Below are 25,826 nucleotides of genomic sequence, written 5' to 3'. Positions count from 1 at the left end.
GGACTATTCTCGGACCTCCACCCACTAGAGCTTCAACAGGCTGCCACTCACAAAGCCGTGAGATCAGCTGTCCTTATGCTGTCAGAGAAACCTGCGGGTTGTGCGGAGGTAGCCTCGGTAAGCTTCCCCGTAGCGATCAATCAACCAGCGCTCTTCAGCGAAGGGCGCGAGTGCCAATGCAGTAACGCCGGTGATAATCACTGGCCACGCGAGGATCGAGGCGGAGAGCAGTCCGATCCCGATGAGGATCGCCATGTCAGCCACATACTGAGGATTGCGGGAGAACCGGTAAAGGCCACGGGTCCGCAGAACGCCTTCATCACCACTCGTCGCCGCCATCCCAAGTTGCATCACACCGGACCAGACAACGGCATTGCCCAGAACGATCAGACAAAGCCCTAGACCCCAACGTATGATCCATGGGAAGTCGAGCTCACCCCATTCTAGCAGGGCCAAAACGATGGCAGATCCGAAGCCGACGCACGTAAGTCCCCAGACGACAATCTTGTGGGCTCCTGTAGAGTGAATCGGCGGCCAGACTCGTCGCTCCGGTTGGAACATGGACCAGAGTATACCCGCGACCAGCAACAGATTGGCCGCACAACCCAGCACGAGAACCACGGTTTTGAGGTCACCCATGACCATACCTGTGTGCGTCCCGATGTTTGGTCGCTGAGCGTTCAAACTCCAGCGTTGAGTGGTCGATCCCGAATTCCTCGTCGAGGCGGGTCTTGATTGCCGTCTTGATGTTTTCGAGGTCATCCCAGCGGTCCTCGGCGATTACGACGTGGGTATCGAGCGCCGCACGATGCTCCTGCATCTGCCAGAAATGTGCGTGATGAACTTCCTCGACTCCGTCCACGTCCTCCACGGCCGCGATAACCTTGTCCGTGTCGATATCGGGCGGGCTTCCCAACATCAGGGTGCGGATCGGGCCACCGATCTCGCTGAAGGCGAGCCAGAGGATATAGGCGGCAATCCCGATGGTGATCGCCGGATCAACTCAGCGGACATCGTAGAGAAGGATGAGAACGCCACCGACGATCACGGCCACAGACGCCAGCGCATCGCTGAGGTTGTGGAGGAACAGCGCCCGGATGTTCACGCTGCCTTTCTGCATCGAATAGGTCAGCCACGCGGTGAGGGTATCGATGAACAGCGCCACACTGCCCAGGATGACCACGGTCCAACCCGCGACTTCGGGCGGATCAACAAACCGCATCGCGCCCTCATAGACCAGATAAAGGCCGATGATGATCAGCGAGGTATAATTGATAAGCGCGGCGACGATCTCGACCCTGCCATATCCGAAGGTCATTTTCGCATCGGCCGGGCGGCGCGCGATCTTGCGCGCGCCGAATGCGATGACGAGCGACGCCATGTCGGAGAAGTTGTGGATGGCATCCGCGATCAGCGCGAGGCTGCCGAATAGTATCCCGCCGACAATCTGCGCGACCGTCAGGAGGCCGTTTGCCCAGATGGCAATGGCAACCCGCCGGTCGCCTTCTTTAGGCTCCATATGGGCATGATCATGCGGCACGAGAAGCCTCCTCATGGCCGTGGTTTGGCCGGCTGAGCCCTGGAACGCTTGGCAAACGACCAGCGCGGATCGCCCTGACGCGGGCATTCATCCAATGGCGAATGAGGTGCCGATAGATCCAGTCGCGCAGGGGGCCAAACGCCTGACGATGGTGCTCATAAAACATGTCAGGATTATCGAATGTTCCAAAATCGCGGGCGATGCCGGTCTTCTGGATATATGTACTCTCCCCCGTCCATCCGACTGGCGGTGCGCTCAAGCAGTCGGTCCCGGCACCGTAGCCGCATAGGGACCGTGTCTCGGGAAACGACCGCTGCAGGGCCAACAGGAAGGGTGTGTCGAGGATGAAGCCCTCAAGATCGACCCATCCTGCCTCGGTCTCGACCTCGATCCATGAGTGGAGGATTTCTGCGGGTGCGATCGGATAGATCAGTTCAGGCACGACGCCCCGTTGCAACGCTTTGTGGATTGTGAAGCCGTGCAAGCGGCATCTTACGCCGACAGCGCGTAGAAGCGCCATCAGCAGCGTTCCCTTCGTGTTGCATTGTCCATACCTGTCGTCGAGTACTTCAGAGGCAGGAATGTCGTCGGCGCGGTTATAGCCAAAGTCGATCTCGTTTCGCACGAAGTCGTAGATTGCACCAATTCGATCATGCAACGGCAAGGTTCCCCACCCCCGGTCGGCGATCAGAGCGGCAAGTGAAGGATGCCTGAAATCCAAGAGTGGCGTCGACGAAAGCAGCGGGTCAACAGGGGTCATGAGCGTTTCCTAGAATCAACTATACAGAGATGATAGTTTCTACAGTCACTGTAGCTTCAACCTTTATCTTGTCGCGACGCGAGAGACTATTCTGGTTGGTGATTGTGAACTGCCTTGTGATGCTCGTCATGCGCGTCCCGCAGGATGCCTATGCCGCCCCACGCCGCGATGCCAGCCACCGCGACCCCGACAACGAGGTCGGGCCAGTTGCTGCCCAACCACCAAACGAGACCGCCCGCGATCAGGATGCCGCCGTTCGATGCGAAATCGTTGAGGCTGAAGGTGTTGGCGGCCCGGATGTTCACGTCCGGTTCCTTCAGTCGCCCGAGCAGCCAGATGCAGGCGAGGTTGACGACCGCAGCGATCAGCGACATTGCGATCATCAGAGTTCCGAGCGGTTCGGAACCGCCGACATAGCGCCGCCAAGCGTCAATCAGAATGCCAACCGCAAAGATCAGAAGCAATCCGCCGGATACGTTCGCGGCACCCCGCTTCCACTTCGACGACCGGGACAAGGCCAGTAGGCTGATGCCATAGACGAGGCTGTCGGATGTGTTGTCGAGACCATTGGCGATCAGGGCGCTGGAATCGCCGATAGCTCCCGTGGCGAAGAACCCCGCAGCGATTGCGAGATTGAGACCGAGAACAATCCAGAGCGTCTGGCGCTCTTTTTCATTCTTCCCGCTGAATTCGCTTTCGACCATCGAACTGGCAAACCTTCCGATTTCTAAGAAAGGGGGCAGAAACGCCCTCTTCGGATGCCGCTATCAAAAAGATATATAGAACCTCTAGCGACTGTAGATCCAAGAGAATTTATCTACGTCTCTCTCGGCACCGAAAGAATAATCGCGGCACCGATCAAACAGATAGACGTCCCTATGAAGTCCCATCTGTCAGGTCGCTGGCCCTCGACGAACCACATCCAGAGCATAGAGGCCCCGATGTAGATGCCGCCGTAGGCTGCGAAAGCGCAGCCCGCTGCGCTGGTTTCGACCTCCGCCAGCAACCAGCCGAAAAGCGCGAGCGCGAATATGCCGGGTGCGAGCCAGAGCGGTGATGCCCCAAGACGCCACCACGCCCAGATAGCGAAACACCCGCTGATCTCTGCGACAGCAGCTAGCGGATAGGCAATTGCGACGTTCAAGCCCCAATCTCGTCGTGCTCGGTCAGACATTCCGCATGGTCTCGAAGGACCTCCAGAACCTTGCACTCCGCAACGCTGTCACCGTCGCATTCGGCGACCATGCGTTTCAATTCCTTCTTAAGCGCTTGCAGACGCTTGATCCGCTGTTCGACTTGGTGGAGTTGCCGACGCGCGATCGAATCCGCCTCCGCGCAGGATTGGGACGGGTTGTCCGAGAGGTCCAGCAGCTCCCGGATGGAGTCGAGCGAAAATCCGAGCTGGCGTGAGTGCCGGATGAAAGCCAGCCGGTCGAGGTCCTTTTCAAAGTAACGGCGCTGGCCGCCTGCGGTCCTTCCGGCCTCGTTCATCAAACCGATTTCTTCGTAGTAGCGGATCGTCTGAACCTTGGTTCCGGTTCTCCGCGAGAGTGTTCCAATTGCCAGCATGTGCGATCCTTCAATCTACAAAGACTGTAGCTTACTGAAGAGACAACTCCATTGAAAAGACAAAGGTTTCACTTTGGCGTGACTTCGGACAACAAAAAGTAACTTTTCGCTTGAACCTCTATCTGCTGTAGCTTGTATCCCGCGCACAGACAAACTGAACAGGTGGGTAGCGCAAGCAATGAAGAAGGTCCGGATAGTTCTCTGGTCGGCAGTGGTTGTCGCTGCGGCGGTGTCAGCCACGCTTTGGATGACTGAACGCAATCAGGGACCGGTCGCCGCGCGTGTTGATCCTGAGGCCGAGAGTTTCACTGCGGATTTTGAGCTGACGGACCATACCGGTATGGTGCAGACCGACGAGGATTTCCGAGGGCGCTGGATGCTCGTCTTTTTCGGATTTGCGAACTGCCCCGACGTGTGTCCCATGGGGCTCGCAACCATCGCGCAGGTCATGGACGAGCTCGGCACCCAAAATTCCGCCGTCCAGCCCCTGTTCATCACGGTTGACCCGGAAAGGGATACGCCAAGTGCTCTGGCCAACTACGTTCCCCAGTTTGGTCAGGGGATCCTTGGGTTGAGCGGACCGCCGGACCAAATCGAACGCACTGCCGAGACCTTCAAGATCTACTACCAGAAGATCGAGGAAGCCTCGGCGCCCGACGGCTATACGATGGGGCATACGTCGTCCTTCCTTCTCTTCGATCCGGAAAGCGAATTTGTCCGCATCTACGAATACGACGAGGAACCCGGACTGATCGTTACTGATCTTCGCGAAAGGATCGGCGCGTGACAGCTAGCCCAGACGCAACGCCAAGCGCCGCGAGCCCGGTGGCTTTCCTCTTCGCGGCATGGTTCGTCGCCTTGTCCGCGTCGCTTGCCGTGCTCTTCATCGGAGAGGTTCTGGGGCAGACCCCCTGCAATCTGTGCTGGTTCCAGCGTGCCTTCATGTTTCCGCTCGCGATCATCCTCGGGGTGGCGGCGTGGCGCGCCGACCTCTCGATCTGGCGCTATGCCGCGCCGCTCGCGGTTCTGGGTGGTGCCGTCGCCCTTTACCATTCCCTGCTTTACGCAGGGATCGTGCCGGCGCCGATCGTCCCCTGCACGGCGTCCGGGCCATCCTGCACCGATGACGCGATGCTGATCCTTGGCCTGCCAATCCCTCTGCTCTCCCTGCTGACGTTCGGGGCAATCCTTGTCCTTCTCATTCAACTTCGACGGATATCAATATGAACCGAAAGACACTTCTGCTCGCGACACTCACTCTGGTACTGGCCGTTTTCGTGGCTGGTGTCTGGTTCGTATCGCGCCCCGATCCGACCCCGGTGGCGACAGCCGCTCCGCTGGAACAACAGGATCGTCTTGTTCGGTCCTATTCTCCCATACTCGGGCGTGAGGATGCGCCAGTGACCATCGTGGAGTTCTTCGACCCGGCCTGCGAGGCCTGCCGCGCCTTCCATCCCATCGTGAAGCAGATACTGACGCAATACCCCGACGATGTGCGCGTCGTCATGCGCTACACTCCGTTCCACGGCGAGGGGTCCGAGCTGGCAATCAAGGTGCTGGAAGCGGCCCGGTTGCAGGACGTTTTTTGTTCCCGTGCTGGAAGCGCTGCTTGAAAATCAGCCCGCCTGGGCCTCTCACGGCGCTCCGGCAGCGGAGCGCATCATGGAGATCGCCGGAGCGGCGGGCTTGGACACAGAAGCCGCCGCAAATCAGATCATGTCACCCAGCATCGTCGGCGTCCTCAATCAGGACCGGGCCGACGTCGAAGCTGTCGGAATTCAGGGCACACCGACGTTCTTCGTCAACGGTAAGCCTTTGCCAGAGTTCAGTGCGGAGCAGCTCTTGTCGCTCGTCCAAGCCGAAGTCGAGGCTGCGGCAACAAACTAGAACGAACAGGAGACCCAACGTGTTCAAAACCTTCGCAAAGGCAATCCAGAGCCTGTCTGTCGCCCTTCTGATGGGCTTGCCAATGGCATCCTCAGCGCAGCAGTTGTCAGAGAACGCATCGATTGTGGTCGAGAGCCCCTGGGCGCGCGCGAGCCTTGGAATGTCGCGGCCCGGCGGGGCCTATCTGACCGTTCGGAACGAGGGCAGCGATCCGATCTCCCTTATCGGTCTTCGCGCGGAGATCTCCGGCATGGCTTCGATCCACGAAACCAGAACCAATTCTGACGGCGTCAGCAGCATGGCTCCGGCGGACGATATCGTGATCCCGCCCGGGGGTATGTTCGCCCTTGAACCCGGCGGATATCACGCCATGCTCATGCAACTGCAATCTCCGCTCGTCGAGGGGGAGACCTTTCCGCTGACCCTGCTCTTTTCCGATGGAACAGAGCTTGAAATCACCGTCCCGGTCCTTGGCATCGGCGCACGCGGCCCCGAAGGCTGATCCGGCTGATGATGAGGGTGGCCAAAATCGCAGCGATCGGGGCGGCGGCGGTCTTTGCCGCCCTGTTTGTCGGCTGGTGGCAGGTGGATGGGCCTGGCGCTGACGCCGCGCCGGGCAAGCGGTCTCTACCGCTGACTGCTATGGAATTCAGCCTGACGGATCAGGATGGTCGGGATGTCGGCCCGGAAACCCTCATCGGCGAGCCGAGTCTGGTCTTCTTCGGATTCACCTATTGCCCCGACGTTTGCCCGACGACCCTCTCGGACATTTCCGGATGGCTCGACGAGATTGGGCCGGACGCCGAAGACCTGAATACCGTTTTCATCACCGTAGATCCGGACCGCGACACGGTCGAGACCATGGCCGAGTATGTCTCGTATTTCCATCCGCAGATTCAGGGATGGACGGGCCCGCCCAACCAGATCGCCGCCATCGCCGACTGTTTCCGTGTCACCTATGAGAAGGTTGAGGGGGAAAACGGCGAATATACGATGAACCACACGGCGGGTGTTTTCTTGTTCGATGCAACAGGTCGCTTCGTCACCACCATCGACTATCACGAACCACGCGAATTCGCCGTGCCGAAGATAAGGCGCGCGATGCAGAACAGAACCGAGAGGGCAGAATCTTGAAACTGAGACATATCGTTCTGGGAACGACAATGGCCGCGGCAGCGGTCAGCACGATAGCGAGCCGGGCTTTGATCCTGGAGGCGCCGCCCGAGTACATCTTTTCCGAGGCTCCGGAAGCCTTGGACAGTCCACCCGAACCTCTCGATGGACCAGGCGTCAACGCATCTGGCGAGACGATGCCGAATATGCTTCCGGCCGCTTTTCAGCCGCCTGAGTTTCCCGCACTGGAACGGGCCGAGCCAGATAATCTGATGGCGCTTGTTCAGGCCCTCGCCACGCCGCCTTGGGAGGCGACGGTCGAGGCGGGTGACACATTGGACGTGCTTCTCTCTCTCGCGGACATGGATGCGCAAACACGGACCGAAGTCGCACTGGCACTGACGGTTGAATACGACCTGCGCCGCCTTCGACCGGGCCATCGTCCGAGCGTCGACTTTCGCCCGGACGGCACGCCATCCGTTGTGACGTTGGCTGTCGTTGACGGTGTGCGGATCGAAGTCACCCTGGACGACACCATTGCGAGTCGGACGGTAACGCCGAGCGCGTTGACAGTCGAGCGTGCGAGCCAGCTGCTGGTAAACGGGTCGATCTACGCTTCGCTGGATCGAGCAGGCGTCCCGGCCCGTTTTGCCGTCGATCTCGCACAAATCCTCGGGGAAACGGTCGACTTTCGCAGGGATCTTCAAGGCGGAGAGACCCTGAATATTCTTTGGGGTCAGACCGTCCTTCGCGATGGTTCAGAGGTCGGTCAACCGTCAATCTCCTATGCGGCCCTCGATCTGGCCGACGACCGCTTCGAAATCCTCTGGTCAGCCGAAGACAGCGGGCGGGCAACGGTCTATTTGAATGATGAAATCCTGCGGACGGTCGCGCCGCCGGTGGAAGGCGCACGACTGTCGTCGGTCTTCGGGCAGCGCAAGCATCCGATCTACGGCAATCTGCGGATGCACACAGGTGTCGATTATGCCGCCGCTGCGGGGACACCGATTGCAGCGACCGCACCCGGACGGGTCTCCTTCATCGGATGGCGGAGCGGGTATGGCCGGGTGGTCGAGATCGCGCACGGGTCAGACACAATGACCCGCTATGCGCACCTCAGCGCTGTGCCGGAGGGTCTGGCCGTCGGAAACCGCGTGGTCGCGGGCGAAACGATTGGCCAGGTCGGTGAGACAGGCACGGCGACAGCTCCGAACCTTCACTACGAAGTGCGCGTGGACGGCCGACCTATCGATCCGCTCGGGGAGGAATTGCTCGCCTCTGTGGAAAATTTCGACACTGCGGACGCCACTGAAATCCTTGAAGCGACGCGCACACGGTTCGTGACCGTTCTTCGCGAAGACACATGACTAATTTGACAGGAATTACGATGAAAAACAGGTTTCAAACCTTGGCGGCTGCGACCCTCATGATTGTTGCCGCGACGGCCGTGACCGCCCAGACCGCTATCCACGTCGGAAAGACGCGCGGCTGCGGTTGTTGCCTTGCCTGGATGGAAAAGCTGTCCGAGGCCGATTTTGCCCCTGAAGGTGAGAATATGGGCGGGGCGTTGATCCGTCTGAAGATGGATCGCGGTATTCCCGTCGATATGTTCTCCTGTCACACGGCGACCGTCGAAGGCTACACCATCGAGGGTCACGTTCCGCCAGCCGATATTACTCGACTGCTTGAAGAACGTCCCGATGCCATAGGCCTGGCCGTGCCCGGCATGCCCATCGGCTCGCCCGGCATGGATTTCGGCGACGCTGCCGAAGCCTACGATGTCTTTCTGGTGAAATCCGACGGCTCCACTGAGATCTTTTCGTCCTATCCGGCGAGTTAAAGTGGAGCAAATCACAACACTCTCACCAGTCGCACTGGGCTTTCTAGGCAGCCTGGCCGCCGGTCTCATGACCGCCGTCGGGGCGACGCCCGTGCTTCTCGGCAAGACCCCTTCACGCAAATGGCGCGATATTTCGCTCGGCTTTGCCGCCGGGGTCATGCTTGCCGCGTCTTTCTTTTCTCTCATTATACCGGCACTCGACGCAGCGGAGGGCCGATACGGGGATGGCGCGATACCGGCGCTGATCGTCTGTGCTGCGATCCTGATGGGCATGGGCGCGGTCGCCATGATGAACGAAATGATCCCGCATGAGCATTTCAGCAGCGGGCGCGAAGGCCCGGAGGCGGTCTCGCTGCGCCGTGTCTGGCTCTTCATCATCGCCATCACGATCCACAATGCGCCGGAGGGTTTGGCCGTCGGCGTTGCGTTCGGAGCTGATGGTTTTACAGGCGGATTTCCCGTCGCTCTCGGGATCGGATTGCAGAATGCGCCTGAAGGGCTGGCTGTTGCAGTCGCCCTACTGGGCGAGCGATACTCGGCGGGCCGCGCCTTTGGCATTGCGGCACTGACCGGTCTGGTCGAACCCGTCACAGGTTTTCTCGGTGCCGCGGTGATCGTCGTGGCGCAGCCTCTCCTGCCCTGGGGTCTGGCTTTTGCGGCGGGTGCGATGCTTTACGTCATCAGTCACGAGATCATCCCGGAAACCCATCGCAGCGGCCACCAGAAGCAGGCGACGACCGGGCTCGCGATCGGGCTCGTCGTCATGCTGTTCCTCGATGTCTGGTTGGGGTGATCCATGGCAACTCGTTCCATCGGCATTTGTACAGCTGTCGCGGCGCTCGCCGCCGATCAGGCATCGAAGGCGTTCGTGCTTGCGAACGCAGAAGCGCTCGCCACCGGCGTCGCTGTATTCCCCGGCTTTAACCTGATCTTCCACCGCAACTACGGCGTGACCTTTGGGTTCTTTCAAAATGTGCCGTGGTGGGTCCTTGCATTGGTCGCCACCGCCGTCGTTCTGTTCCTCGTCGTTTCACTGATCCGGGCAACGCAGGCAGCCGAGGCGGTTGCCTACGGCATGGTGATCGGCGGCGCTCTTGGGAATATCGTGGACCGTCTTCGCTTTGGAGGGGTGACCGATTTTCTGGATTTCTATCTCGGAACGGCGCATTGGCCAGCGTTCAACCTTGCGGATGTCTTCGTGGTCTGCGGCGTCGGGATTTTGCTGATCTTCTCGGGGCGCGAAAAGGTCGCTGCGTCCGAAACCTCAAGATAGATCTCGGTGATTTCAATCGGCATCACTGTTCTCCGCATTTCCGGAATGTCAGGTATCATCCTCACATTCTGTGCATTCGGCCTCGGCGCTTTGGCGGTTCTCGCTCTGCCACCATTCTCGATGCCGGTGCTTTTGCCCGTCGCGTTTGGCGCGCTGTATCTCCTCACGGTCGGAGAGAGCCGCATGCGGGCCGGACTTGCCGGATGGGCGTTCGGCGTTGGCTACTTCCTGTTCGGATTGTCCTGGATCGCGGAGAGCTTTTTCGTCGACCCGGAGCGGCTCGCCTGGATGGCCGTTCCTGCGGTGGCTGGACTGGCCGCCGGCCTTGCGCTGTTCCCAGCGGCGGCAATGGCAGCGTTCGCATGGAGCAGGACGAAAGGTGTCTCCGGCGCATTGATCTTCGCGGTCTGCTGGTCGGTTTCGGAATGGCTGCGCGGCACCATGCTGACAGGCTTCCCCTGGAACCTTATTGCCTACACGTGGGCCGACTACGATATTCCACGCCAAATGGCCGCATGGGTTGGCAGCTACGGACTTGGCCTCCTCACAGTTCTGCTGTCGGTCCTGCCCGTAACGCTCCTCATGCGGAATCGTCGGCAAAATGCGTTCGCCGCATTTGTTTTCATGTCGGTGGTGGGGGGTGCCGGAACCCTCGGTACGGTTCGCCTTATGGCCACCACACCGCCAACAGACACAACCGTCAGGACCGTTCAGGGAAACATTCTTCAGACGGAGAAATGGGACCCCGCGTTCCGCGACCGGAACATATCCCGCTATCTGGACCTGTCCGCGCAGTCTGGCAGCTTCGATGTCCTTCTCTGGCCTGAAAGTGCATTTCCCGGTTATCTTGATGAGAATCCTGAAATGTTGGATCAAATTGCCGAACGTCTGCCTGAGGGCCGTGTTCTTCTGACCGGTGCGCAGACGCGCGAGTCGGCCGGCACTGGCACACGCTATAGAAATTCGATCCTCGCGGTCGATCAGACCGGACGGATCGTCACGAGATACGCCAAGCATCATCTCGTGCCGTTCGGGGAATACGTTCCCCTGCGGGGTTTTCTTCCGCTCCAGCGACTGACAATTGGGCTTGGGGACTTCACTCCCGGTCCCGGCCCTCAGACCGTTGAGCTACCCGGTTTATCTCCGGTCGGCCTTTCGATCTGCTACGAGGCGATTTTTCCGGGACGTGTCGTAGACGCCGCTTCGCGTCCGGACTGGATATTCAACGCCACCAATGACGCTTGGTTCGGTGCGTCTCTCGGTCCCCGGCAACATCTGGCCTCTGCCAGGATGCGCGCGGTCGAAGAGGGGCTGCCGATGGTTCGCGCGGCCAACACGGGCATTTCAGCAGTTATCGATGGGTACGGCCGCATCGTCGCCCGCCTTGGGCTGGATGAGACCGGCTTCTTGGACGCCCGCTTGCCAGCTGCGCTCCCGGCCACGTCATTCGCGAAATACGGGCAGATGATGTTCCTGCTCGTTTTGGCAGCGTGCATCGCGGGTGCCATTGGGTTGACTATTGGAAAGGAAAAGGCACCGTGATCGTGATCTTCGGAGCATTGGCCGGCGCCGCATGGGGCGGATATCTCGCCAAGAAGCGTGGCGGCAACAGGCTGGACATCGCCCAGTACGCGGCAAGTTCCGCGATCGCATTCGGACTCCTGGCGTTGTTCGCCTCGATCGTTCTTGCACGGGTTCTATGAACCGCCGTCCAAGGCCGGATAGGCGCTAGGCGAATATGTCGATTGGCGTCCCGTCCCGCACCATCGCGTAGATATCCTCAATTTCGCGGTCCGACACCGCGATGCAACCCGCCGTCCAGTCTGGCTTGATCGCGTCGATCCCGGGTCGTGGCCCGCCATGGATGAAAATGTCGCCGCCTGGCTCACGTCCCTGTGCAGCGGCGAAGGCGATATCGGCCTCGTTCGGATAAGAGATTCCGATGGAGAGATGGAACAGACTGTCGGGATTGCGTCGGTCGACGGTATAAGCCCCTTCGGGCGTTTTCCCGTCACCCTCGAACCGCTTGGGCCCCTCGGGCGCGAAACCGAGGTCTATCCTGTAGGCTTTCAGGACCGAGGTATTGTCGAACAGGAACAGGTTCCGGTCACCTTTGAACATCTGCAACCGGGTGACCTCGGGCCCCTCGTAGGTTCGGAATTTGCTGGCGCACCCTGCAAGGCCAAGTGCAAGTCCGCCCAAGAGTGCCGTTCGTCGTGTCGTTTTCATCATGTCGTCCGCTCGATCTTTTTACCTGTCCACTCATATCGGTATCGGTATGCCTGATCAATCAATGGCCGTGGGCTAGGGCTCCCTGCGCCATCTTCTCTCCCACTTGCTCTCCCCCGGACCCGTCCGGCCGGTCCTTCTTGGCCCGGAGCAGCCTGAGCGCGTTGGCGACTACCAGTAGCGAAACGCCGACATCCGCAGCGATGGCACCCCACATTGTTGCCATGCCGAACGCTGTCAGCCCGACGAACAGCGCCTTCGTCGCAAGCGCAATTGCGATGTTCTGATGGATGACGTTCATGGTGCGGCGCGAATGCCCGATCAGCCATGGCACCTTGGCGATGTCGTCCGTCATCAGCGCGATATCGGCGGTCTCAATGGCGGCATCCGATCCGACCGCACCCATGGCGATGGCGAAATGCGCCCGCGCCATGGCAGGTGCATCGTTCACACCGTCGCCAATCATTGCCACGACATCATAGTTGGCAACGAGTTCCTCGATTGCCGTCACTTTGTCTTCGGGCAGCAGTTCCGCGCGCACCTCGTCAATGCCGACTTCCGCCGCCACGGCGCGCGCCGTGCGTTCATTGTCGCCGGTCAGCATGATGATCTTTTTTACGCCCTGGGCATGCAGGCGTGCCACGACCACCTTCGCATCCGGGCGGATGCGGTCGCGCAGTTCGATCAGGCCCAGCAGGCGGTCCGCGGAGCCTACGGCAACGAGTGTGCTGCCAGCCCCTTCGATCCGTTCCAGCAGGTCGCGGGGGATCGCTTCGCCAAGCCCCTTCTCGGTCGCAAATCGATCCGAGCCGAGCCAGACGGGCTGACCCTCCCAGGTTCCCTCGACACCGCGGCCCGGCACCGTTTTGGTGTCGGTAGCCGCCGACTGCTTCAACCCGTCGCGTTCGCCGCGCGCCAGGATGGCCCGCGCCAGAGGATGCGAAGAGCGGGCTTCCAACGCGACAGCGGCGCTCAGAAGGTCGCGTTCGACCGTGCCGCCTAAAGGATGCAGGCCCGCGACCTCCGGTTCTCCCATGGTGATCGTCCCGGTCTTGTCCATTGCCAGAGCTGTCAGGCGTGACGGAGCCTCCACATAGGCACCGCCCTTGATCAGCACGCCATTGCGTGCCGAGGCCGCGAGCGAAGCGACGATGGAGACCGGCGTAGAAATCACGAGCGCACAGGGGCAAGCGATTACCAGAAGAACCAGCGCATTGTAGAACCAGTAATTCCATGCCCCCGCGAACAGCAGCGGCGGAACGACGGCGATTAGAATCGCCAGCGCCATCACGATGGGCGTGTAGATGCGGGCGAATTTCGTGACCCATTGCTCCACCTCGGCCCGGCGCGAATGCGCATCGCCTACCATGCGGATGATTTTCGATAGCACGGTATCGCCTGCGGCCTTGGTGGCCCTGACCGTCAGCGTGCCATCACCGTTGATCGTCCCTGCATAGACTTCGTCGCCAGTTTCCTTGGCGACCAGTGCGCTTTCCCCTGTAATCGGAGCCTGATCGACATCGCCGCGACCCTCGGTCACCTCTCCGTCGAGCGGGATGCGGTCTCCGCCGCGCACTACGAAGCGGTCACCGATCGCAACCTGAGCCGCAGGAACATCGGTCTCCGATCCGTCGGCGCGAATGACGCGCGCCGTGGGTGGTGCCAGGTCCAACAGGGCCGAGACCGCGTTGCGCGCACGCCCCACGCTCCAGGATTCGAGAGCGAGGGACAGAGCAAAGAAGAATGCGACCGTCGCCGCCTCGAAAAACTCGCCCAGCCCGATCGCACCGGCTACGGCAACGATCATCAGGAGGTTCATGTCAGGCGACAATCTACGCGCGGCGGACCATGCTTTGGGGGCGACCAGCCAGGCTCCGAACACCACCGCCAGCATGAACAGCCCCATCTCGACCAGAGGCATAGACGTCTCGCCATGACCGGAGAAGAGCCGCAGCGCGCCGCCCGCCCCCGTCTCGACGATGTGGTAAAGGAACCCCGCGGCCCAGAAGCCGCCGCTGAGTCCGGTGAAGAGGCGTTGACGTGCGAAATGCGCCGCCTGATCCGCTTCGGCGCTTTCGGCATCCCACATCTTCGCGCTCATACCGGTCGAGCCGACGATCTTGATGATCTTATCGTCGCTGAGCGGTTTGGCGCTTTTGAGGATGGTCATGCGCCCGTTGATCACATCGAAGGCCAGATGCTCGCTGCCGCCGACTTCCGGCCCGACGACCTTGTTCAGGATCGCGACCTCTTCCGCACAATCCAGCCCGTTAACGCGAAAACTGCGTCCGGAGGATGGTGGAGGTGCTGCCACCTGCGCGGTGTCTTCGGCCGTCTGGCCACAGCAAGCCTTTGTGTCTTTGCGATCATCCTGATGACCGTGCGGATGCGTGTCTGGACCGTCGTGGGACATGGGAAACCTCTGAGAATAAGCGTTGAGCCAAAGATAGGAGCTTCAGTTGCTAGAGGTTCAAGAAGTTTCTTGGGATGTTCTGTGATTAAGGCCATCACAATCAGCACTGTACCTCCTCTGAACTGTTCGGGCGCGACAGCGAGGCGATTGGACTTGACCTTCCATCTACGGGAAGCACTATTTGCGGTCCCAGTGTAGTTTTTGAAAGGCTGGGAAATGGATCAGATAGTAGGCAAGGATGCGTCAGAGCGGTCGTCGGATCATGCCGTGGATCCGGTGTGCGGCATGTCCGTCACAATTTCTCCGGACGCACGCCGTGCAGATTATGACGGTGAAATTTTCTATTTCTGCTCCGACAAGTGCCATACCAAGTTCAAGGCTGATCCAGTTTACTACGCCTCTGGCAAGGCATCGGATCGTCGCATGACGTCACAAGCAGGCGCGCAGTATACATGCCCGATGCACCCTGATATCGTACGTGATGAACCCGGATCTTGCCCGATCTGTGGCATGGCGCTGGAACCGATGTTACCGTCGGATGAACCCAGTCAGGAACTGACCGACTTCACCCGCCGCATGTGGATCAGTGCCGCCGCGGCCGTTCCCCTGGTCATCCTAACCATGGGGGAGTTGGTCGGTCTGCCCGTCCGAGACTGGATCGGGCATCAACTGGCGACCTATGTCGAGTTCGCGTTGGCGACACCAATCGTCCTATGGGCGGCGAAACCCTTCTTCGAGCGGGGATGGGCGTCGATCATGAACCGCTCGCCCAACATGTGGACACTGATCGCCATCGGTGTCGGTGCGGCCTACATCTATTCGCTGGTGGCTACGTTCCTTCCGGGCGTGTTTCCGGAGGTCTACCGGATGGGCGCGGGCGTCGGCACCTACTTTGAGGCCGCCGTTGTCATCATCACCCTGATTTTTGTCGGGCAGGTTCTGGAGCTGAGGGCGCGGGAACGGACCGGCGATGCCATTCGGGCACTACTCGACCTGGCCCCGAAAACCGCGCGACGTATCCTGCCCGACGGCACAGAGTATGACGCGCCGCTGGAAAACATCGTTGAGGGGGATCGTCTGCGGGTCCGCCCAGGCGACGCGATCCCCGTCGACGCCACGGTCATGGACGGTACGTCGTCCATCGACGAGAGCATGATCACCGGCGAACCCCTGCCGGTCGAAAAAGGTCCCGGCGATACCGTCACCGGCGGCACGATCAACAAGAACGGATCCCTTGTCATCGAGGCCGCGCGCGTGGGTGCCGACACGATGCTGAGCCAGATCGTCGAGATGGTTTCGAACGCGCGTAGGTCCCGCGCGCCGATTCAGGGTCTTGCCGACAAGGTCTCATCCTACTTCGTGCCGACCGTTGTCCTGATCGCGCTGCTCGCATTCGTCGCGTGGCTGAGCTTCGGACCCGAACCTGCTCTGGTCTTTGCCATTGCCTCGGCGGTGTCGGTGCTGATCATCGCCTGCCCCTGTGCTCTGGGTCTGGCGACCCCGATTTCGATCACGACGGCCGCGGGGCGCGGTGCACAGGCGGGTGTGCTGATCAAGGACGCCGAAGCTCTGGAACGCATGGCCAAGGTCGATACGCTGATCGTGGACAAGACGGGTACCCTGACCGAGGGGAAGCCGAAGCTGACCGATGTGGCCGCTCTGGGCGACGAAAGCGAGGAAACCATTCTAACCCTAGCTGCCGCCCTGGAAAAAGGCTCGGAGCACCCGTTGGCGGAGGCCATCGTGGAGGGTGCGAAGGAGAAGGGTATTAAGGTCGGCAATGCCGAAAACTTCGAGGCGGTGACCGGAAAAGGCGTGCGCGGAACTGTCTTGGGGCGGGCTGTCGCACTTGGAAATACCGCAATTATGCGCGACATGTCTCTCGACACATCTGCGGCGGAGGAAGCGGCAGATGTTCTACGGGCCGAGGGTAAGACTGCCATGTTCGTAGCCATTGAAGGTAAGCTGTCCGGCATCGTCGCAGTGGCCGACCCGATCAAGGAGTCGACTGCCGAAGCCATCAAGGTGCTGCACGAGGCAGGTCTGCGGATCATCATGGCGACAGGTGACAACGAACGCACCGCCAGGGCCGTGGCGCAGCGGCTTGGAATCGACGAGGTTCGGGCCGGCGTTCTGCCGGAAGATAAGAAGGCGCTGGTGGACGAGCTGCACGCCGAAGGCAGAAAGGTCGCGATGGCGGGTGATGGTGTCAACGACGCACCAGCCCTGGCCGCAGCGGACGTCGGCCTTGCCATGGGTACGGGCGCGGACGTGGCGGTTGAAAGTGCGGGCATCACGCTGTTGCGCGGGGATCTGAACGGCATCGTCAAGGCGCGGACACTGGCGGTGGCGACGATCCGCAACATTCGCCAGAACCTGTTCTGGGCGTTTGCCTATAACACGCTCGGTGTTCCAATCGCGGCAGGGGTCCTCTACCCGGTCTTCGGCCTATTAATGTCACCAATGATCGCCGCAGCCGCGATGAGCCTTTCTTCAGTCTCGGTCATCGCAAACGCTCTCAGGCTGAGGCGATTGAAGCTTTAGCGGGTCCGCGATTTGAACGTGAAGTCGGTCAATTATCCATTTCAGCAAAACGTGTATTGCTGGTCTGTCAGAAATCCAACATAGCTGACCGATGATACTCAAAACGCGCCTTTTTCTGCTTACTCTTTTGATTGGCGTTGTTCTGGCGCAAATCGGCCATGCGTCCATTTCAAGCGTGGATTCAGGGTCTTCGATGGTCATGCAAAGCGATTGCTGTCCAGATGACTGCCCGGACATGCCGGAATGCGATGCTGCTTGCATTTCGACGATGCAATGTCGGGTAGCCCCGATTGTGCTGGGGCTGGAACGAGCAACTCTAGCGAGCTTGCGGGGCCCCGGAAGCGCAGAGTTCTCACGGGCCGAGGCGGCAGCCCACCGACAACATGCGGACATTGGGCTTCAAAGACCGCCCAAGGCATGACGGGTCAGGTGCCTTTCGCACCAAAATCCACGCGCCGATGTAACGTATAGACTCAGGGTCGATACGATGGCTGGCGTTCCTGTTGCCCGTCAAAATAGGCGTATCATGCTCCGCTATATCCCCACCTTTCTTGCGACCCTCGTGGTCGCGACCCAGCTCTCCGTGCCGATGGCACAGGCGGCTGCATCTGATTACAACCTCGTTCTCATCGAAACGACCTATCCCTTCGGAGACGGCGCGGTTCTGGAGCTTCGTCTGATTGATACCCGGACCAATGCGCCCGTCGAAGGCGCCGTCATCTTTGCTACAAGGCTGGATATGGAGCCGGACGGCATGGAGACGATGACTTCGACAGTCGTGGCGCTGCCTGGCAAAGAGCCGGGTCTATATCGTTTTTCCGCCGATCTGACGATGGACGGAAACTGGCGGTTTTCCGTTGCGGCCAAGGTGCAGGGTGAACCTGAAACTGTTCAGGCGCAAATCGTGCTCGAGGTGCTGCCATGAGCGTCTTTGGCAAATTAGTGCTTATCGGCGTGGTTGGCGGCGCGGCTGGATGGGCGGGCCTCGCGGCAGGCGTCAAGGGTTGGACGCCTGCTATGCTGGCAAATGTGGCGCAGACGAAATTCACCGCGCTGATGGGACGGCAAGCTGAAGCAATGCCAGCCGCAACCCGAACGCCGACAGGCCCGGTCATCTACTACCGACACCCTGACGGTCTCGCCGAATGGTCCGCTACGCCGACCGAGACTGCCGATGGAAAGTCCTTTTTACCGGTCCTGGCGAGCGAAGACGTATCGTTTGATCCAGAGGCGATCACGCCCCTAGAGGCAGAGAGTGTCGAACGAACCCTACTCTACTACCGCCACCCGATGGGCCTGCCTGATACGTCGCCGGTGCCAAAGCTGGATTCCATGGGGATGGACTACCTGCCCGTCTATGCCGACGAGGCAAGCGATGCCGGATCAGTGACCGTATCTCCCGGCAAGCTGCAACGCACGGGCGTGCGTACGTCAATTGCGGTGTTTGATCCCATGGCAACAACGGTGCGTGCGCCGGGGATCGTCGCGCTGGACGACCGTCGAGTCAGCGTCATTTCATTGCGTGCGGATGCGTTCATCGAAGAAGTTGAGGATGTAACGACCGGATCAATCGTTGAAGCAGGCGAACCGCTGGCGATGCTCTATTCTCCGGATATCGTCTCGGCGGCCGCACAGTATGTTTCGGACCTGCGAAGTGGTGAAGGGCGCGTGGAAGGCAGCCGTCAAAGGCTGGCAAACCTGGGTGTTCCCGTGTCAGTGATCGACAAGATCGCGGCGGAAAGGCGTACGCCGGTGCAAATCAGCCTGATGGCACCGCGGTCGGGCGTGGTTCTGGAACGAATGGCCGTCGAAGGCATGATGTCCGAGGCTGGAGAAACGCTGTTTCGTATTGCCGATACATCGGTTGTCTGGGTCATCGCGGACGTGCCGGAATCTGCGCTCGCGGGTCTTTCGGATGGAAACGCTGCGACGATCACCTTTCCAGGCCTGCCGGGCGAGACCTTCAACGGCGTTATCGACAAGATCTACCCTGAGGTCGATATGCAGACCCGGACGGCACGCGTCCGCGTCGACCTGTCCAACCCTGAGGGTCGCTTGCTTGTCAACATGTTCGCTGATGTGGCTTTGGCGACGGGCGACGGTGCGCCCGTGGTGCAGGTGCCGGAAACGGCGGTGATCGACACCGGCGACCGTCAGGTGGTGATCAGAGATCTGGGGGAGGGGAAATTCGCTCCGCAGGATGTGGTGCTGGGGCGGCAGGCAGCTGGGATGGTGGAAATCCTTGAAGGCATTGTGGAGGGCGACCGCATTGTCACCACCTCTACCTTTTTGATCGACGCGGAAAGCAACCTGAACGCAGCCCTGGCTGCGCTGACTGCCCCGGAGGCAGGCGAATGATCTCGCGTGTCATTGAATGGTCCGCCCGCAACCTTGTTCTCGTGTTCTTCGCCACGGCCCTGATCATCGCCGCAGGGGTCTGGTCACTGCGCAACTTGCCGATCGACGCTATTCCCGATTTGTCAGACGTGCAGGTGATCGTGCTGACCGATTATCCGGGCCAGGCTCCGCAGGTCGTCGAGGATCAGGTCACCTATCCGCTGACTTCGGCGATGCTTACGGTGCCGCGATCCCGCGTCGTGCGCGGGTTTTCGTTCTTCGGCATTTCCTTTGTCTACATTATCTTCGAGGACGGTGTGGACCCCTATTGGGCACGGTCCCGCGTTCTGGAATACCTCAACGCCGCCGCCGCTCGGCTGCCCGACGGCGTGACGCCCACGCTTGGGCCTGATGCGACCGGGGTTGGCTGGGTTTACCAATACGCGATCACCGGGGAAAATCTGTCGCTGGCGGAATTGCGGTCGTTGCAGGATTGGGTCGTCCGATATGGTGCAAGCCGCGCCGAGGGCGTGTCCGAAGTGGCCAGCGTCGGCGGCTTCGTCAAGCAATACTCGGTCACTCTGGATCCGGTGCGGATGCGGGCGCAGGGGATCACTCTGTCCGATATCGGCAAGGCGATCTCTGAAAGCAACATGGACACCGGCGGGCGCACGGTCGAACTGTCCGAGTTTGAATTCATGGTGCGCGGGCGGGGCTATCTGGCGGGAACCGAGGATATCGGCAACATCACCCTGCGCAGTATCGGCGGGGTGCCGATCAACCTGAAAGTTGTCGCGCGGGTCGAAATCGTCCCCAATGAACGCCGCGGCATCGCCGAGTTGAACGGTGAGGGCGAGGTCGCCAGTGGCATCGTGCTGCAACGGGTGGGTGCCAATGCACTGGATGTGATCGAAAACGCCAAATCAGAACTGGGCGTGGTGGCTCAAAGCCTGCCTGACCGGGTCGACATCGTACCGGTCTATGACAGGTCCAACCTGATCCTGTCGGCGATCAAGACGCTGAAAACCACGCTTCTCGAAGAAAGTCTCGTCGTGGCCGGAGTCACGATCATTTTTCTGCTGCACGTCCGCTCTGCCCTTGTGGCTATTATCATGCTGCCGGTGGGTCTGCTGATGGCGTTCACCGCAATGAAATTTCTCGGGATCGGTGCCAACATCATGAGCCTTGGCGGCATTGCGATTGCCATCGGCGCGATGATCGACGCCGCCATCGTGATGATCGAGAACGCGCACAAGCATCTGGAACGTGCCGCCCCCGACAAGCCCCGCATCGAGGTGCTGATCGAAGCCGCAAGCGAGGTCGGCCCGGCGCTGTTCTTTAGTCTGCTGATCATTACCGTGTCTTTCCTGCCGATCTTTGCATTGGAAGGACAGGAGGGACGCATGTTCGGCCCCCTGGCCTATACCAAGACATTTTCGATGACGGCGGCTGCTTTCCTGTCGGTGACGCTGGTGCCTGCGCTGATGGTGGTCTTCGTGCGCGGCCGGATCATCCCTGAACACAGGAATCCGGTGAATCGCGCGCTGATCGCCGTCTACCGCCCGATCATCCGCGCGGTGCTGAAGGCCAAAAGCCTCACCATCATCGTGGCGCTGTTCGCCTTGATCGTTACGATCTGGCCCGCGCGGCAGCTGGGGTCGGAGTTCATGCCTGTCCTGAACGAGGGCACCTTGATGTATATGCCGACGACTTTGCCCGGCTTGTCTGTGACGAAGGCGGCAGAGTTGATGCAAACACAGGACCGCATCATCAAGACCTTCCCCGAGGTGCTGTCGGTGTTCGGCAAGGCGGGACGTGCATTGACTGCCACAGACCCCGCGCCAACTGAAATGTTCGAAACCATCATCCAGCTACGACCCGAGGCAGAGTGGCGCCCCGGTGTCACCACCGAAAGCCTGCGGCAGGAAATGGACGCCGCGCTGCAATTTCCCGGCGTATCGAACGCCTGGACCATGCCGATCCGCGCCCGGATCGACATGCTATCCACCGGTATCCGCACGCCGGTGGGCATCAAGGTTTATGGCACGAGTCTGACCGAGATGGAAAAGGTCGCCCGCGAGGTCGAAGCCGTGGTACGCACGGTGCCCGGAACGACCAGCGCCTATGCCGAACGGGTGATCGGCGGCTATTACCTCGACATCACCCCGGACCGTACGGCGCTTGGCCGCTACGGCCTGTCGGTGCAGGATGTGCAAGAGGTGATCGGCATGGCCCTGGGAGCCAAGGCGATCACGCAGACCGTCGAGGGCCGCGAGCGCTACGACGTCGCTGTGCGTTATCCGGCGACCCTGAGGTCAGATCCGGAGGCCATCGGGCGTGAGGTTCAGGTTGCACTGCCGGACGGAGGCACCATTCCGCTGGGAGATGTGGCCACCATCGAACGCACCCGTGGCGCCACTTCGATCCGGACCGAAAACGGACAGCTTGCCGTCTATATCTTCGTCGATATCATCGGACGCGATCTAGGCGGCTACGTGGCGGAAGCTCAAGCGGCAGTCGCGACCTCCGTCACCCTGCCACCTGGCTATTCCCTGGGCTGGAGCGGCCAGTTCGAATATCTTGAACGTGCGAAACAGCGGCTGGCCACCGTTGTGCCGCTGACACTGGCGCTGATCTTCCTGCTGCTTTACCTAAACTTCCGCCGCCTGACGGAAACCTTGATCGTGATGCTGTCGCTGCCCTTCGCTTTGGTAGGTGGCATCTGGCTCATGTGGTTCATGGGCTTCAATATGTCAGTTGCGGTGGCCGTCGGGTTTATCGCGCTGGCCGGGGTGGCGGCTGAAACCGGGGTGATCATGTTGATCTATCTCGATCAGGCGTTGAATGAAGCGCGTGACCGCGCGGACGGTCGGGACCTGACCCGCGACGAACTTTACGCCGCGATCATGGTGGGTGCAGTAGATCGAGTGCGCCCCAAGATGATGACGGTTGTAGCGATCATGGCGGGCCTGATGCCGATCCTTTGGGCGCACGGCACAGGCTCTGAAATCATGCAGCGCATCGCCGTCCCGATGATCGGCGGGATGGTGTCGTCCACCTTACTGACCCTGATCGTGATTCCGGCGGTCTACGGTATCATCAAGGGCTGGAGCCTGAAGAAAACTGTCGCCGCGGATCATTGGCCTCTCGACCGGGCCGCAGAGCAGGTGTAGCGGAATTAAGGAAGAACGGGCACATTCAAATGGTCGCTGCAATTCATGGCGCCAGCGCAACTTCGACCACGCGGACTGTGGTGCTTCTGTCTGAAGCTCCTGTCGGTTGGGTCCAGGCCACAAATGCACCGGCTTCTCCGCGTGTCATTCGCGGAAAGCCGACCGATCCAGCACCCCGATTGACGTAGAGAGCCTGGGGCGCGGCGCATCCGGTACCACGGGATACATGGCACAGAACGATCGCCTCACCGCCACTCACATATTCCATCCAGAGTGCCAAAACGCTTCCATCCAGCATTTGCAGAACATCGACCCGACCCGAGGCCGCGCCGAGGTCGAGGCGGAGCGGTTCGTCGAACTGCATTCCTCCATCGTCCGAAAAGGCAATACGAACCCTCGGTTCGTCTGATGCTGCAGTAAACCAGATGACGGTTGCCTTGTCGCCGATCGCATCAATGGCTGGGCCATTTACGGGGCAGCCGGCAATTTCCCATCCGTCGTTGTGAACAGTGAGGGGTTGCGTCCATTCCCCTCCGATAGATCGGACAATCGAAATATCGCGGATTTCCTCGGCGGTTCGATCACGATAGACCGCCACGAAATCGCCCGAGGCGGTCCGCGCTGCGGACGTCTGACAACAAGTACAAGCGCGCGCGTCCAACAGGCTTTCTGGCTTCATCGCTCCGTCAGAGTCGACCTGTCGCGCGCGCAGCTGCATCGCATTCTCGAAGCTTTCGCCTTCTGTCTGATTGTCATACTCCCGGCCATCCAGCCACAGCGCCGTCAACCCGCCAAACTGATCGGGAATTAACGAAACAAAACCGTGCTCGCGTTGAGATCTGTCATCGTGCGGAATAAGCGGTTCCGTCCAGCTTCTGCCCTCATCCATGGAAAAAGCGATATTGACGTCATACTGGTAGTCACCTTCCCCATTCAGTTTCAGCCATTGTGCCGCCAGTCCACCATCGGCCAGTACCGCTACCGATGGGAAATCGGCCCAGTTGATGTAAATCTTTGACGATTTATGAATTGTGCGAGCGTCCGACCACTCACTGCCATCGAGTATGGCCATGCGAACTTCCGCTTCGGCTCCGTTTTCTTCTGTCCAGCTCAATATGATCCGGCCATCCGGCAAGGTTGCAAGTGATGGTTCACGGGCACTGATGCCGACCGGTGCTGCACGGTCGGTCAATCTGAAGAGGGCGGTTTCCTCGGCATGAGTTGCAGGGAAAGAACTGAAAAATGCAGCAAGGATCAGGATCGATGCAGCGAGACACTTACTCATACAGAGAATTATCCCCACTAGTCGTGGCCATGTTGCGGCGAACCCATTGGTAGTTGATCGGGAACCAAATCCCACCCTTTTGTCCGTCGAAACGGCTCAGTTTATCCCGTTGGCACGCTGCAATACACGAATGTAAGCCACGATATCGAGAATATCTGATCGCGTCACGCCTTCAACCGCTGGCATGTTACCAAATTTCCAATGATGCGCCCGAACTCCATTTTGCGCCGCGAGGACAAACGCCATGTCGCCGTGGTGGCTCGGTTCATAGATTTTGTGAACAAGCGGTGGAGCGATGCCATCCTGGCCTTGCCCGTTCAGGCCGTGGCAGGCGGCACATACCGCATCATAAGCGCTTGCGCCGATTTGCTCCTGCTCTGTAAAACTGGAGGGCAAATTGACGGCTGCAAGTGCGCCTGCGGGAAGCGCCATGCTTTCGCCGGTTTGGGTGCCCGTTTGGGAGTCGGTCTGCTGCTTGAAATACCATCCCGCCGCAGCAACGGCGACCAGAGCAAAAAATATCGCTGCACATCTCATTCTATCAGACTCCTTCATGATGTTGCGATCGCCCCCTGTCTCTTCACAGACAAAGCCGGGTAACTCAGTGTAGCTTCCTCGAATTGGCTGACCTCTTCCAGCTTGGGGTTGTCTGCCTGAGCTTTCCCCGATCGCTGAATCGATCCAGTGAAAAAGGTCGTGATTTCCTGGTACCGGATCCGCGTGTCTTCCAGCGTCTGATAGTAACTGAAGAGCTCTTTCAGCGGTGCCGAGAAGTCCTTGTGTGCTGCCAGGACGGCCACCAACGCGCCGAGTGTAATGCGACCTTCGATGACAAAATATCCACCCAAAGAGTAGAACAGGAATGGCGTCAGCGCGGTCAGAAAATTGTTGAGGGCCTTGATGAAGAACTTCAGGCGGAAGATCTTCCTGCGCACGTGCTCAAGCTCTCTGAAGCTTGCACTCGCTGGGAGCAGCCCGGCAGGATTGACCTGACGTTCGCGCAATTGATCGCTCAGCTGCCTGCCAAGCTGTCGGACTTCCTTGATCCTGGTGCGCGAAAGCGCGTTGACCCGGCGCTGCAGCTTGGGCAGCAGCACGAGCTGAATTGGCAGTACGGTCAGTGCTGCGGCACCCAAGACAGGGTCCTGAACGAACATGAAAAACAGGATCGTCAAAAGCGTACCGCCTTGCAGGATTGGCAGCGTAAGGACATCTGCCGCAAAGCCACCTATGGGCTCGACTTCCTGCGCGAGAATAGGGACGATTTCGCTCTGGTTTTGGGAGTCTGGATCGCTGCGCCATTGCCGATAGACCAGCAGGCGGAAGCGCCGCAGAAAACGCTCCGCGACATACCCTTTGAAGACGTTTAGGCCATATTTGTTTAACCCATTCAGAATGATCGCCAGAAGATAGAGACCGCAAAGAAGTATGAGGAAACCGACCTGATCGAGGTCTTGTCCCAGAACGACAACCGGGAAACGGTCTGAATCCAGGGCGTTATTCACGATCTGTTTTGGCAGTTCCAGGGTTAGATAGAGAATAGGCATCGCGATGAGGCTAACCACGATCATCAATGCCTGCTGCCTTCTTGAATAGCGCAAGACGGTGCTGAAAAGACTTCTTTCGAGCCCTCGTATGGGCTCTTGGTGGAACGCAGGCGTGCGAAGGTGCCTCCAAAGCTTCAGAACGCCGCGAATAGCAAGATATGAGCCGACACTAATCAGCAGAGCGGGCGCCAAGACCAGTATGAGATGAATGAACGGATGCACCCAGTCTGGCGTGGCATCGTTGTAGTCGTATCCGAACGCGGCAGATACGTTATGTACAAACAAGTGATACCTTTCCAAGAGTGACATGGAAAAG

Annotated in this window: 24 protein-coding genes and 2 pseudogenes; 15 read left to right on the top strand and 11 right to left on the bottom strand. The window is 59.8% G+C overall.

The genetic code is table 11. The features are described from left to right. Positions 1-81: 81 nt before the first annotated feature. The 6 genes and pseudogenes from PVW51_RS16575 to PVW51_RS16550 form a co-directional block, all read right to left on the bottom strand. Positions 82-639, bottom strand: a complete 558-nt coding sequence (locus PVW51_RS16575; RefSeq protein ID WP_040652314.1) for a methyltransferase family protein — start codon at positions 637-639, stop codon at positions 82-84. Then, positions 632-1,540: pseudogene (locus tag PVW51_RS16570) on the bottom strand (cation diffusion facilitator family transporter). The gene PVW51_RS16575 and the pseudogene PVW51_RS16570 overlap by 8 nt, the downstream one beginning before the upstream one ends. Further along, positions 1,530-2,300, bottom strand: a complete 771-nt coding sequence (locus PVW51_RS16565; protein WP_067293121.1) for a transglutaminase-like domain-containing protein — start codon at positions 2,298-2,300, stop codon at positions 1,530-1,532. The pseudogene PVW51_RS16570 and the gene PVW51_RS16565 overlap by 11 nt, the downstream one beginning before the upstream one ends. Before the next feature lie 86 nt (positions 2,301-2,386). Then, positions 2,387-3,004: a cation transporter gene (locus PVW51_RS16560; protein WP_024099354.1), complete on the bottom strand. Its 618-nt coding sequence runs from the start codon at positions 3,002-3,004 to the stop codon at positions 2,387-2,389. A gap of 113 nt (positions 3,005-3,117) precedes the next feature. After that, entirely contained in the window at positions 3,118-3,474 is a 357-nt protein-coding gene (locus PVW51_RS16555) for a YnfA family protein (RefSeq protein WP_274576118.1), read from the bottom strand. Continuing rightward, on the bottom strand, positions 3,441-3,869 hold the full coding sequence (locus tag PVW51_RS16550; RefSeq protein WP_024099356.1) for a MerR family transcriptional regulator: 429 nt from the start codon (positions 3,867-3,869) through the stop codon (positions 3,441-3,443). Before PVW51_RS16550 ends, PVW51_RS16555 begins: the two co-directional genes overlap by 34 nt. Positions 3,870-4,047: 178 nt before the next feature. Between PVW51_RS16550 and PVW51_RS16545 the strand changes: the two genes are divergently transcribed. From PVW51_RS16545 to PVW51_RS16495, 11 genes and pseudogenes are all read left to right on the top strand, one after another. Then, positions 4,048-4,656, top strand: coding sequence for an SCO family protein (locus PVW51_RS16545; RefSeq protein ID WP_067293115.1), 609 nt, complete (start codon positions 4,048-4,050; stop codon positions 4,654-4,656). Then, entirely contained in the window at positions 4,653-5,096 is a 444-nt protein-coding gene (locus PVW51_RS16540) for a disulfide bond formation protein B (RefSeq protein ID WP_007120864.1), read from the top strand. The genes PVW51_RS16545 and PVW51_RS16540 overlap by 4 nt, the downstream gene beginning before the upstream one ends. Then, positions 5,093-5,756 (top strand): annotated as a pseudogene (locus PVW51_RS16535) (DsbA family protein). Before PVW51_RS16540 ends, PVW51_RS16535 begins: the two are co-directional and overlap by 4 nt. Positions 5,757-5,826: 70 nt before the next feature. Then, a complete protein-coding gene (locus tag PVW51_RS16530; RefSeq protein ID WP_067293146.1) occupies positions 5,827-6,258 on the top strand; it encodes a copper chaperone PCu(A)C in 432 nt (143 codons plus the stop codon). Between the two features lie 8 nt (positions 6,259-6,266). After that, entirely contained in the window at positions 6,267-6,890 is a 624-nt protein-coding gene (locus PVW51_RS16525) for an SCO family protein (protein ID WP_111550079.1), read from the top strand. Positions 6,891-6,919: 29 nt separating this feature from the next. Next, positions 6,920-8,236 carry a M23 family metallopeptidase gene (locus tag PVW51_RS16520; RefSeq protein WP_067293109.1) on the top strand — a complete coding sequence of 439 codons (1,317 nt, stop codon included), beginning with the start codon at positions 6,920-6,922 and terminating at the stop codon, positions 8,234-8,236. A gap of 20 nt (positions 8,237-8,256) precedes the next feature. Then, entirely contained in the window at positions 8,257-8,709 is a 453-nt protein-coding gene (locus PVW51_RS16515) for a DUF411 domain-containing protein (protein ID WP_067293107.1), read from the top strand. A gap of 10 nt (positions 8,710-8,719) precedes the next feature. Then, positions 8,720-9,502, top strand: a complete 783-nt coding sequence (locus PVW51_RS16510) for a ZIP family metal transporter (protein ID WP_090270173.1) — start codon at positions 8,720-8,722, stop codon at positions 9,500-9,502. Between the two features lie 3 nt (positions 9,503-9,505). Then, positions 9,506-9,982, top strand: coding sequence for a signal peptidase II (gene lspA, locus PVW51_RS16505; RefSeq protein WP_067293102.1), 477 nt, complete (start codon positions 9,506-9,508; stop codon positions 9,980-9,982). 6 nt (positions 9,983-9,988) lie between these two features. Continuing rightward, positions 9,989-11,524: an apolipoprotein N-acyltransferase gene (gene lnt / locus PVW51_RS16500; protein ID WP_111550080.1), complete on the top strand. Its 1,536-nt coding sequence runs from the start codon at positions 9,989-9,991 to the stop codon at positions 11,522-11,524. Continuing rightward, on the top strand, positions 11,521-11,685 hold the full coding sequence (locus tag PVW51_RS16495; RefSeq protein ID WP_170134538.1) for a hypothetical protein: 165 nt from the start codon (positions 11,521-11,523) through the stop codon (positions 11,683-11,685). Before lnt ends, PVW51_RS16495 begins: the two co-directional genes overlap by 4 nt. A 25-nt stretch (positions 11,686-11,710) precedes the next feature. On the opposite strand, the gene PVW51_RS16490 is transcribed toward PVW51_RS16495, so the two are convergent. Beyond that, the gene (locus PVW51_RS16490) at positions 11,711-12,211 is read right to left on the bottom strand and encodes a L,D-transpeptidase family protein (protein ID WP_067293139.1); all 501 of its coding nucleotides are present in this window, start codon (positions 12,209-12,211) and stop codon (positions 11,711-11,713) included. A 61-nt stretch (positions 12,212-12,272) separates the two neighbouring features. Next, a complete protein-coding gene (locus PVW51_RS16485) occupies positions 12,273-14,624 on the bottom strand; it encodes a heavy metal translocating P-type ATPase (protein WP_190325599.1) in 2,352 nt (783 codons plus the stop codon). Between the two features lie 216 nt (positions 14,625-14,840). On the opposite strand from PVW51_RS16485, the gene PVW51_RS16480 reads away from it, so the two are divergent. From PVW51_RS16480 to PVW51_RS16465, 4 genes are all read left to right on the top strand, one after another. Then, positions 14,841-17,168 (top strand): heavy metal translocating P-type ATPase, encoded by a 2,328-nt coding sequence (locus tag PVW51_RS16480; RefSeq protein ID WP_067293096.1) that lies wholly within the window; start codon positions 14,841-14,843, stop codon positions 17,166-17,168. Positions 17,169-17,655: 487 nt separating this feature from the next. After that, positions 17,656-18,093 carry a FixH family protein gene (locus PVW51_RS16475; RefSeq protein ID WP_224557737.1) on the top strand — a complete coding sequence of 146 codons (438 nt, stop codon included), beginning with the start codon at positions 17,656-17,658 and terminating at the stop codon, positions 18,091-18,093. Continuing rightward, positions 18,090-19,526, top strand: a complete 1,437-nt coding sequence (locus PVW51_RS16470; RefSeq protein ID WP_274576113.1) for an efflux RND transporter periplasmic adaptor subunit — start codon at positions 18,090-18,092, stop codon at positions 19,524-19,526. The genes PVW51_RS16475 and PVW51_RS16470 overlap by 4 nt, the downstream gene beginning before the upstream one ends. Then, entirely contained in the window at positions 19,523-22,678 is a 3,156-nt protein-coding gene (locus PVW51_RS16465) for an efflux RND transporter permease subunit (RefSeq protein ID WP_274576111.1), read from the top strand. Before PVW51_RS16470 ends, PVW51_RS16465 begins: the two co-directional genes overlap by 4 nt. A 43-nt stretch (positions 22,679-22,721) precedes the next feature. On the opposite strand, the gene PVW51_RS16460 is transcribed toward PVW51_RS16465, so the two are convergent. The 3 genes from PVW51_RS16460 to PVW51_RS16450 all read right to left on the bottom strand — a co-directional run bounded on the left by PVW51_RS16460 (position 22,722) and on the right by PVW51_RS16450 (position 25,819). Beyond that, entirely contained in the window at positions 22,722-23,963 is a 1,242-nt protein-coding gene (locus tag PVW51_RS16460) for a sialidase family protein (RefSeq protein WP_037929566.1), read from the bottom strand. A 96-nt stretch (positions 23,964-24,059) separates the two neighbouring features. Then, positions 24,060-24,500, bottom strand: coding sequence for a c-type cytochrome (locus PVW51_RS16455; protein ID WP_009820142.1), 441 nt, complete (start codon positions 24,498-24,500; stop codon positions 24,060-24,062). A gap of 14 nt (positions 24,501-24,514) precedes the next feature. Continuing rightward, positions 24,515-25,819, bottom strand: a complete 1,305-nt coding sequence (locus PVW51_RS16450) for an ABC transporter transmembrane domain-containing protein (RefSeq protein WP_009820143.1) — start codon at positions 25,817-25,819, stop codon at positions 24,515-24,517. Positions 25,820-25,826: the final 7 nt, after the last annotated feature.

This window comes from Sulfitobacter sp. PR48 (assembly GCF_028807335.1).
GTDB lineage: Bacteria > Pseudomonadota > Alphaproteobacteria > Rhodobacterales > Rhodobacteraceae > Sulfitobacter.
Note: the sequence above shows the minus strand (reverse complement) of the source record. Positions and strands in the feature narration are given on the sequence as shown.

Bases quoted from the DNA above. Each gene is read 5' to 3' on its own strand.
- PVW51_RS16575 (WP_040652314.1), bottom strand. From the start codon at position 639: ATGGGTGACCTCAAAACCGTGGTTCTCGTGCTGGGTTGTGCGGCCAAT.
- PVW51_RS16565 (WP_067293121.1), bottom strand. From the start codon at position 2,300: ATGACCCCTGTTGACCCGCTGCTTTCGTCGACGCCACTCTTGGATTTC.
- PVW51_RS16560 (WP_024099354.1), bottom strand. From the start codon at position 3,004: ATGGTCGAAAGCGAATTCAGCGGGAAGAATGAAAAAGAGCGCCAGACG.
- PVW51_RS16555 (WP_274576118.1), bottom strand. From the start codon at position 3,474: ATGTCTGACCGAGCACGACGAGATTGGGGCTTGAACGTCGCAATTGCC.
- PVW51_RS16550 (WP_024099356.1), bottom strand. From the start codon at position 3,869: ATGCTGGCAATTGGAACACTCTCGCGGAGAACCGGAACCAAGGTTCAG.
- PVW51_RS16545 (WP_067293115.1), top strand. From the start codon at position 4,048: ATGAAGAAGGTCCGGATAGTTCTCTGGTCGGCAGTGGTTGTCGCTGCG.
- PVW51_RS16530 (WP_067293146.1), top strand. From the start codon at position 5,827: ATGGGCTTGCCAATGGCATCCTCAGCGCAGCAGTTGTCAGAGAACGCA.
- PVW51_RS16525 (WP_111550079.1), top strand. From the start codon at position 6,267: ATGATGAGGGTGGCCAAAATCGCAGCGATCGGGGCGGCGGCGGTCTTT.
- PVW51_RS16520 (WP_067293109.1), top strand. From the start codon at position 6,920: ATGGCCGCGGCAGCGGTCAGCACGATAGCGAGCCGGGCTTTGATCCTG.
- PVW51_RS16515 (WP_067293107.1), top strand. From the start codon at position 8,257: ATGAAAAACAGGTTTCAAACCTTGGCGGCTGCGACCCTCATGATTGTT.
- lspA (WP_067293102.1), top strand. From the start codon at position 9,506: ATGGCAACTCGTTCCATCGGCATTTGTACAGCTGTCGCGGCGCTCGCC.
- PVW51_RS16490 (WP_067293139.1), bottom strand. From the start codon at position 12,211: ATGAAAACGACACGACGAACGGCACTCTTGGGCGGACTTGCACTTGGC.
- PVW51_RS16485 (WP_190325599.1), bottom strand. From the start codon at position 14,624: ATGTCCCACGACGGTCCAGACACGCATCCGCACGGTCATCAGGATGAT.
- PVW51_RS16480 (WP_067293096.1), top strand. From the start codon at position 14,841: ATGGATCAGATAGTAGGCAAGGATGCGTCAGAGCGGTCGTCGGATCAT.
- PVW51_RS16475 (WP_224557737.1), top strand. From the start codon at position 17,656: ATGGCTGGCGTTCCTGTTGCCCGTCAAAATAGGCGTATCATGCTCCGC.
- PVW51_RS16470 (WP_274576113.1), top strand. From the start codon at position 18,090: ATGAGCGTCTTTGGCAAATTAGTGCTTATCGGCGTGGTTGGCGGCGCG.
- PVW51_RS16465 (WP_274576111.1), top strand. From the start codon at position 19,523: ATGATCTCGCGTGTCATTGAATGGTCCGCCCGCAACCTTGTTCTCGTG.
- PVW51_RS16460 (WP_037929566.1), bottom strand. From the start codon at position 23,963: ATGAGTAAGTGTCTCGCTGCATCGATCCTGATCCTTGCTGCATTTTTC.
- PVW51_RS16455 (WP_009820142.1), bottom strand. From the start codon at position 24,500: ATGAGATGTGCAGCGATATTTTTTGCTCTGGTCGCCGTTGCTGCGGCG.
- PVW51_RS16450 (WP_009820143.1), bottom strand. From the start codon at position 25,819: ATGTCACTCTTGGAAAGGTATCACTTGTTTGTACATAACGTATCTGCC.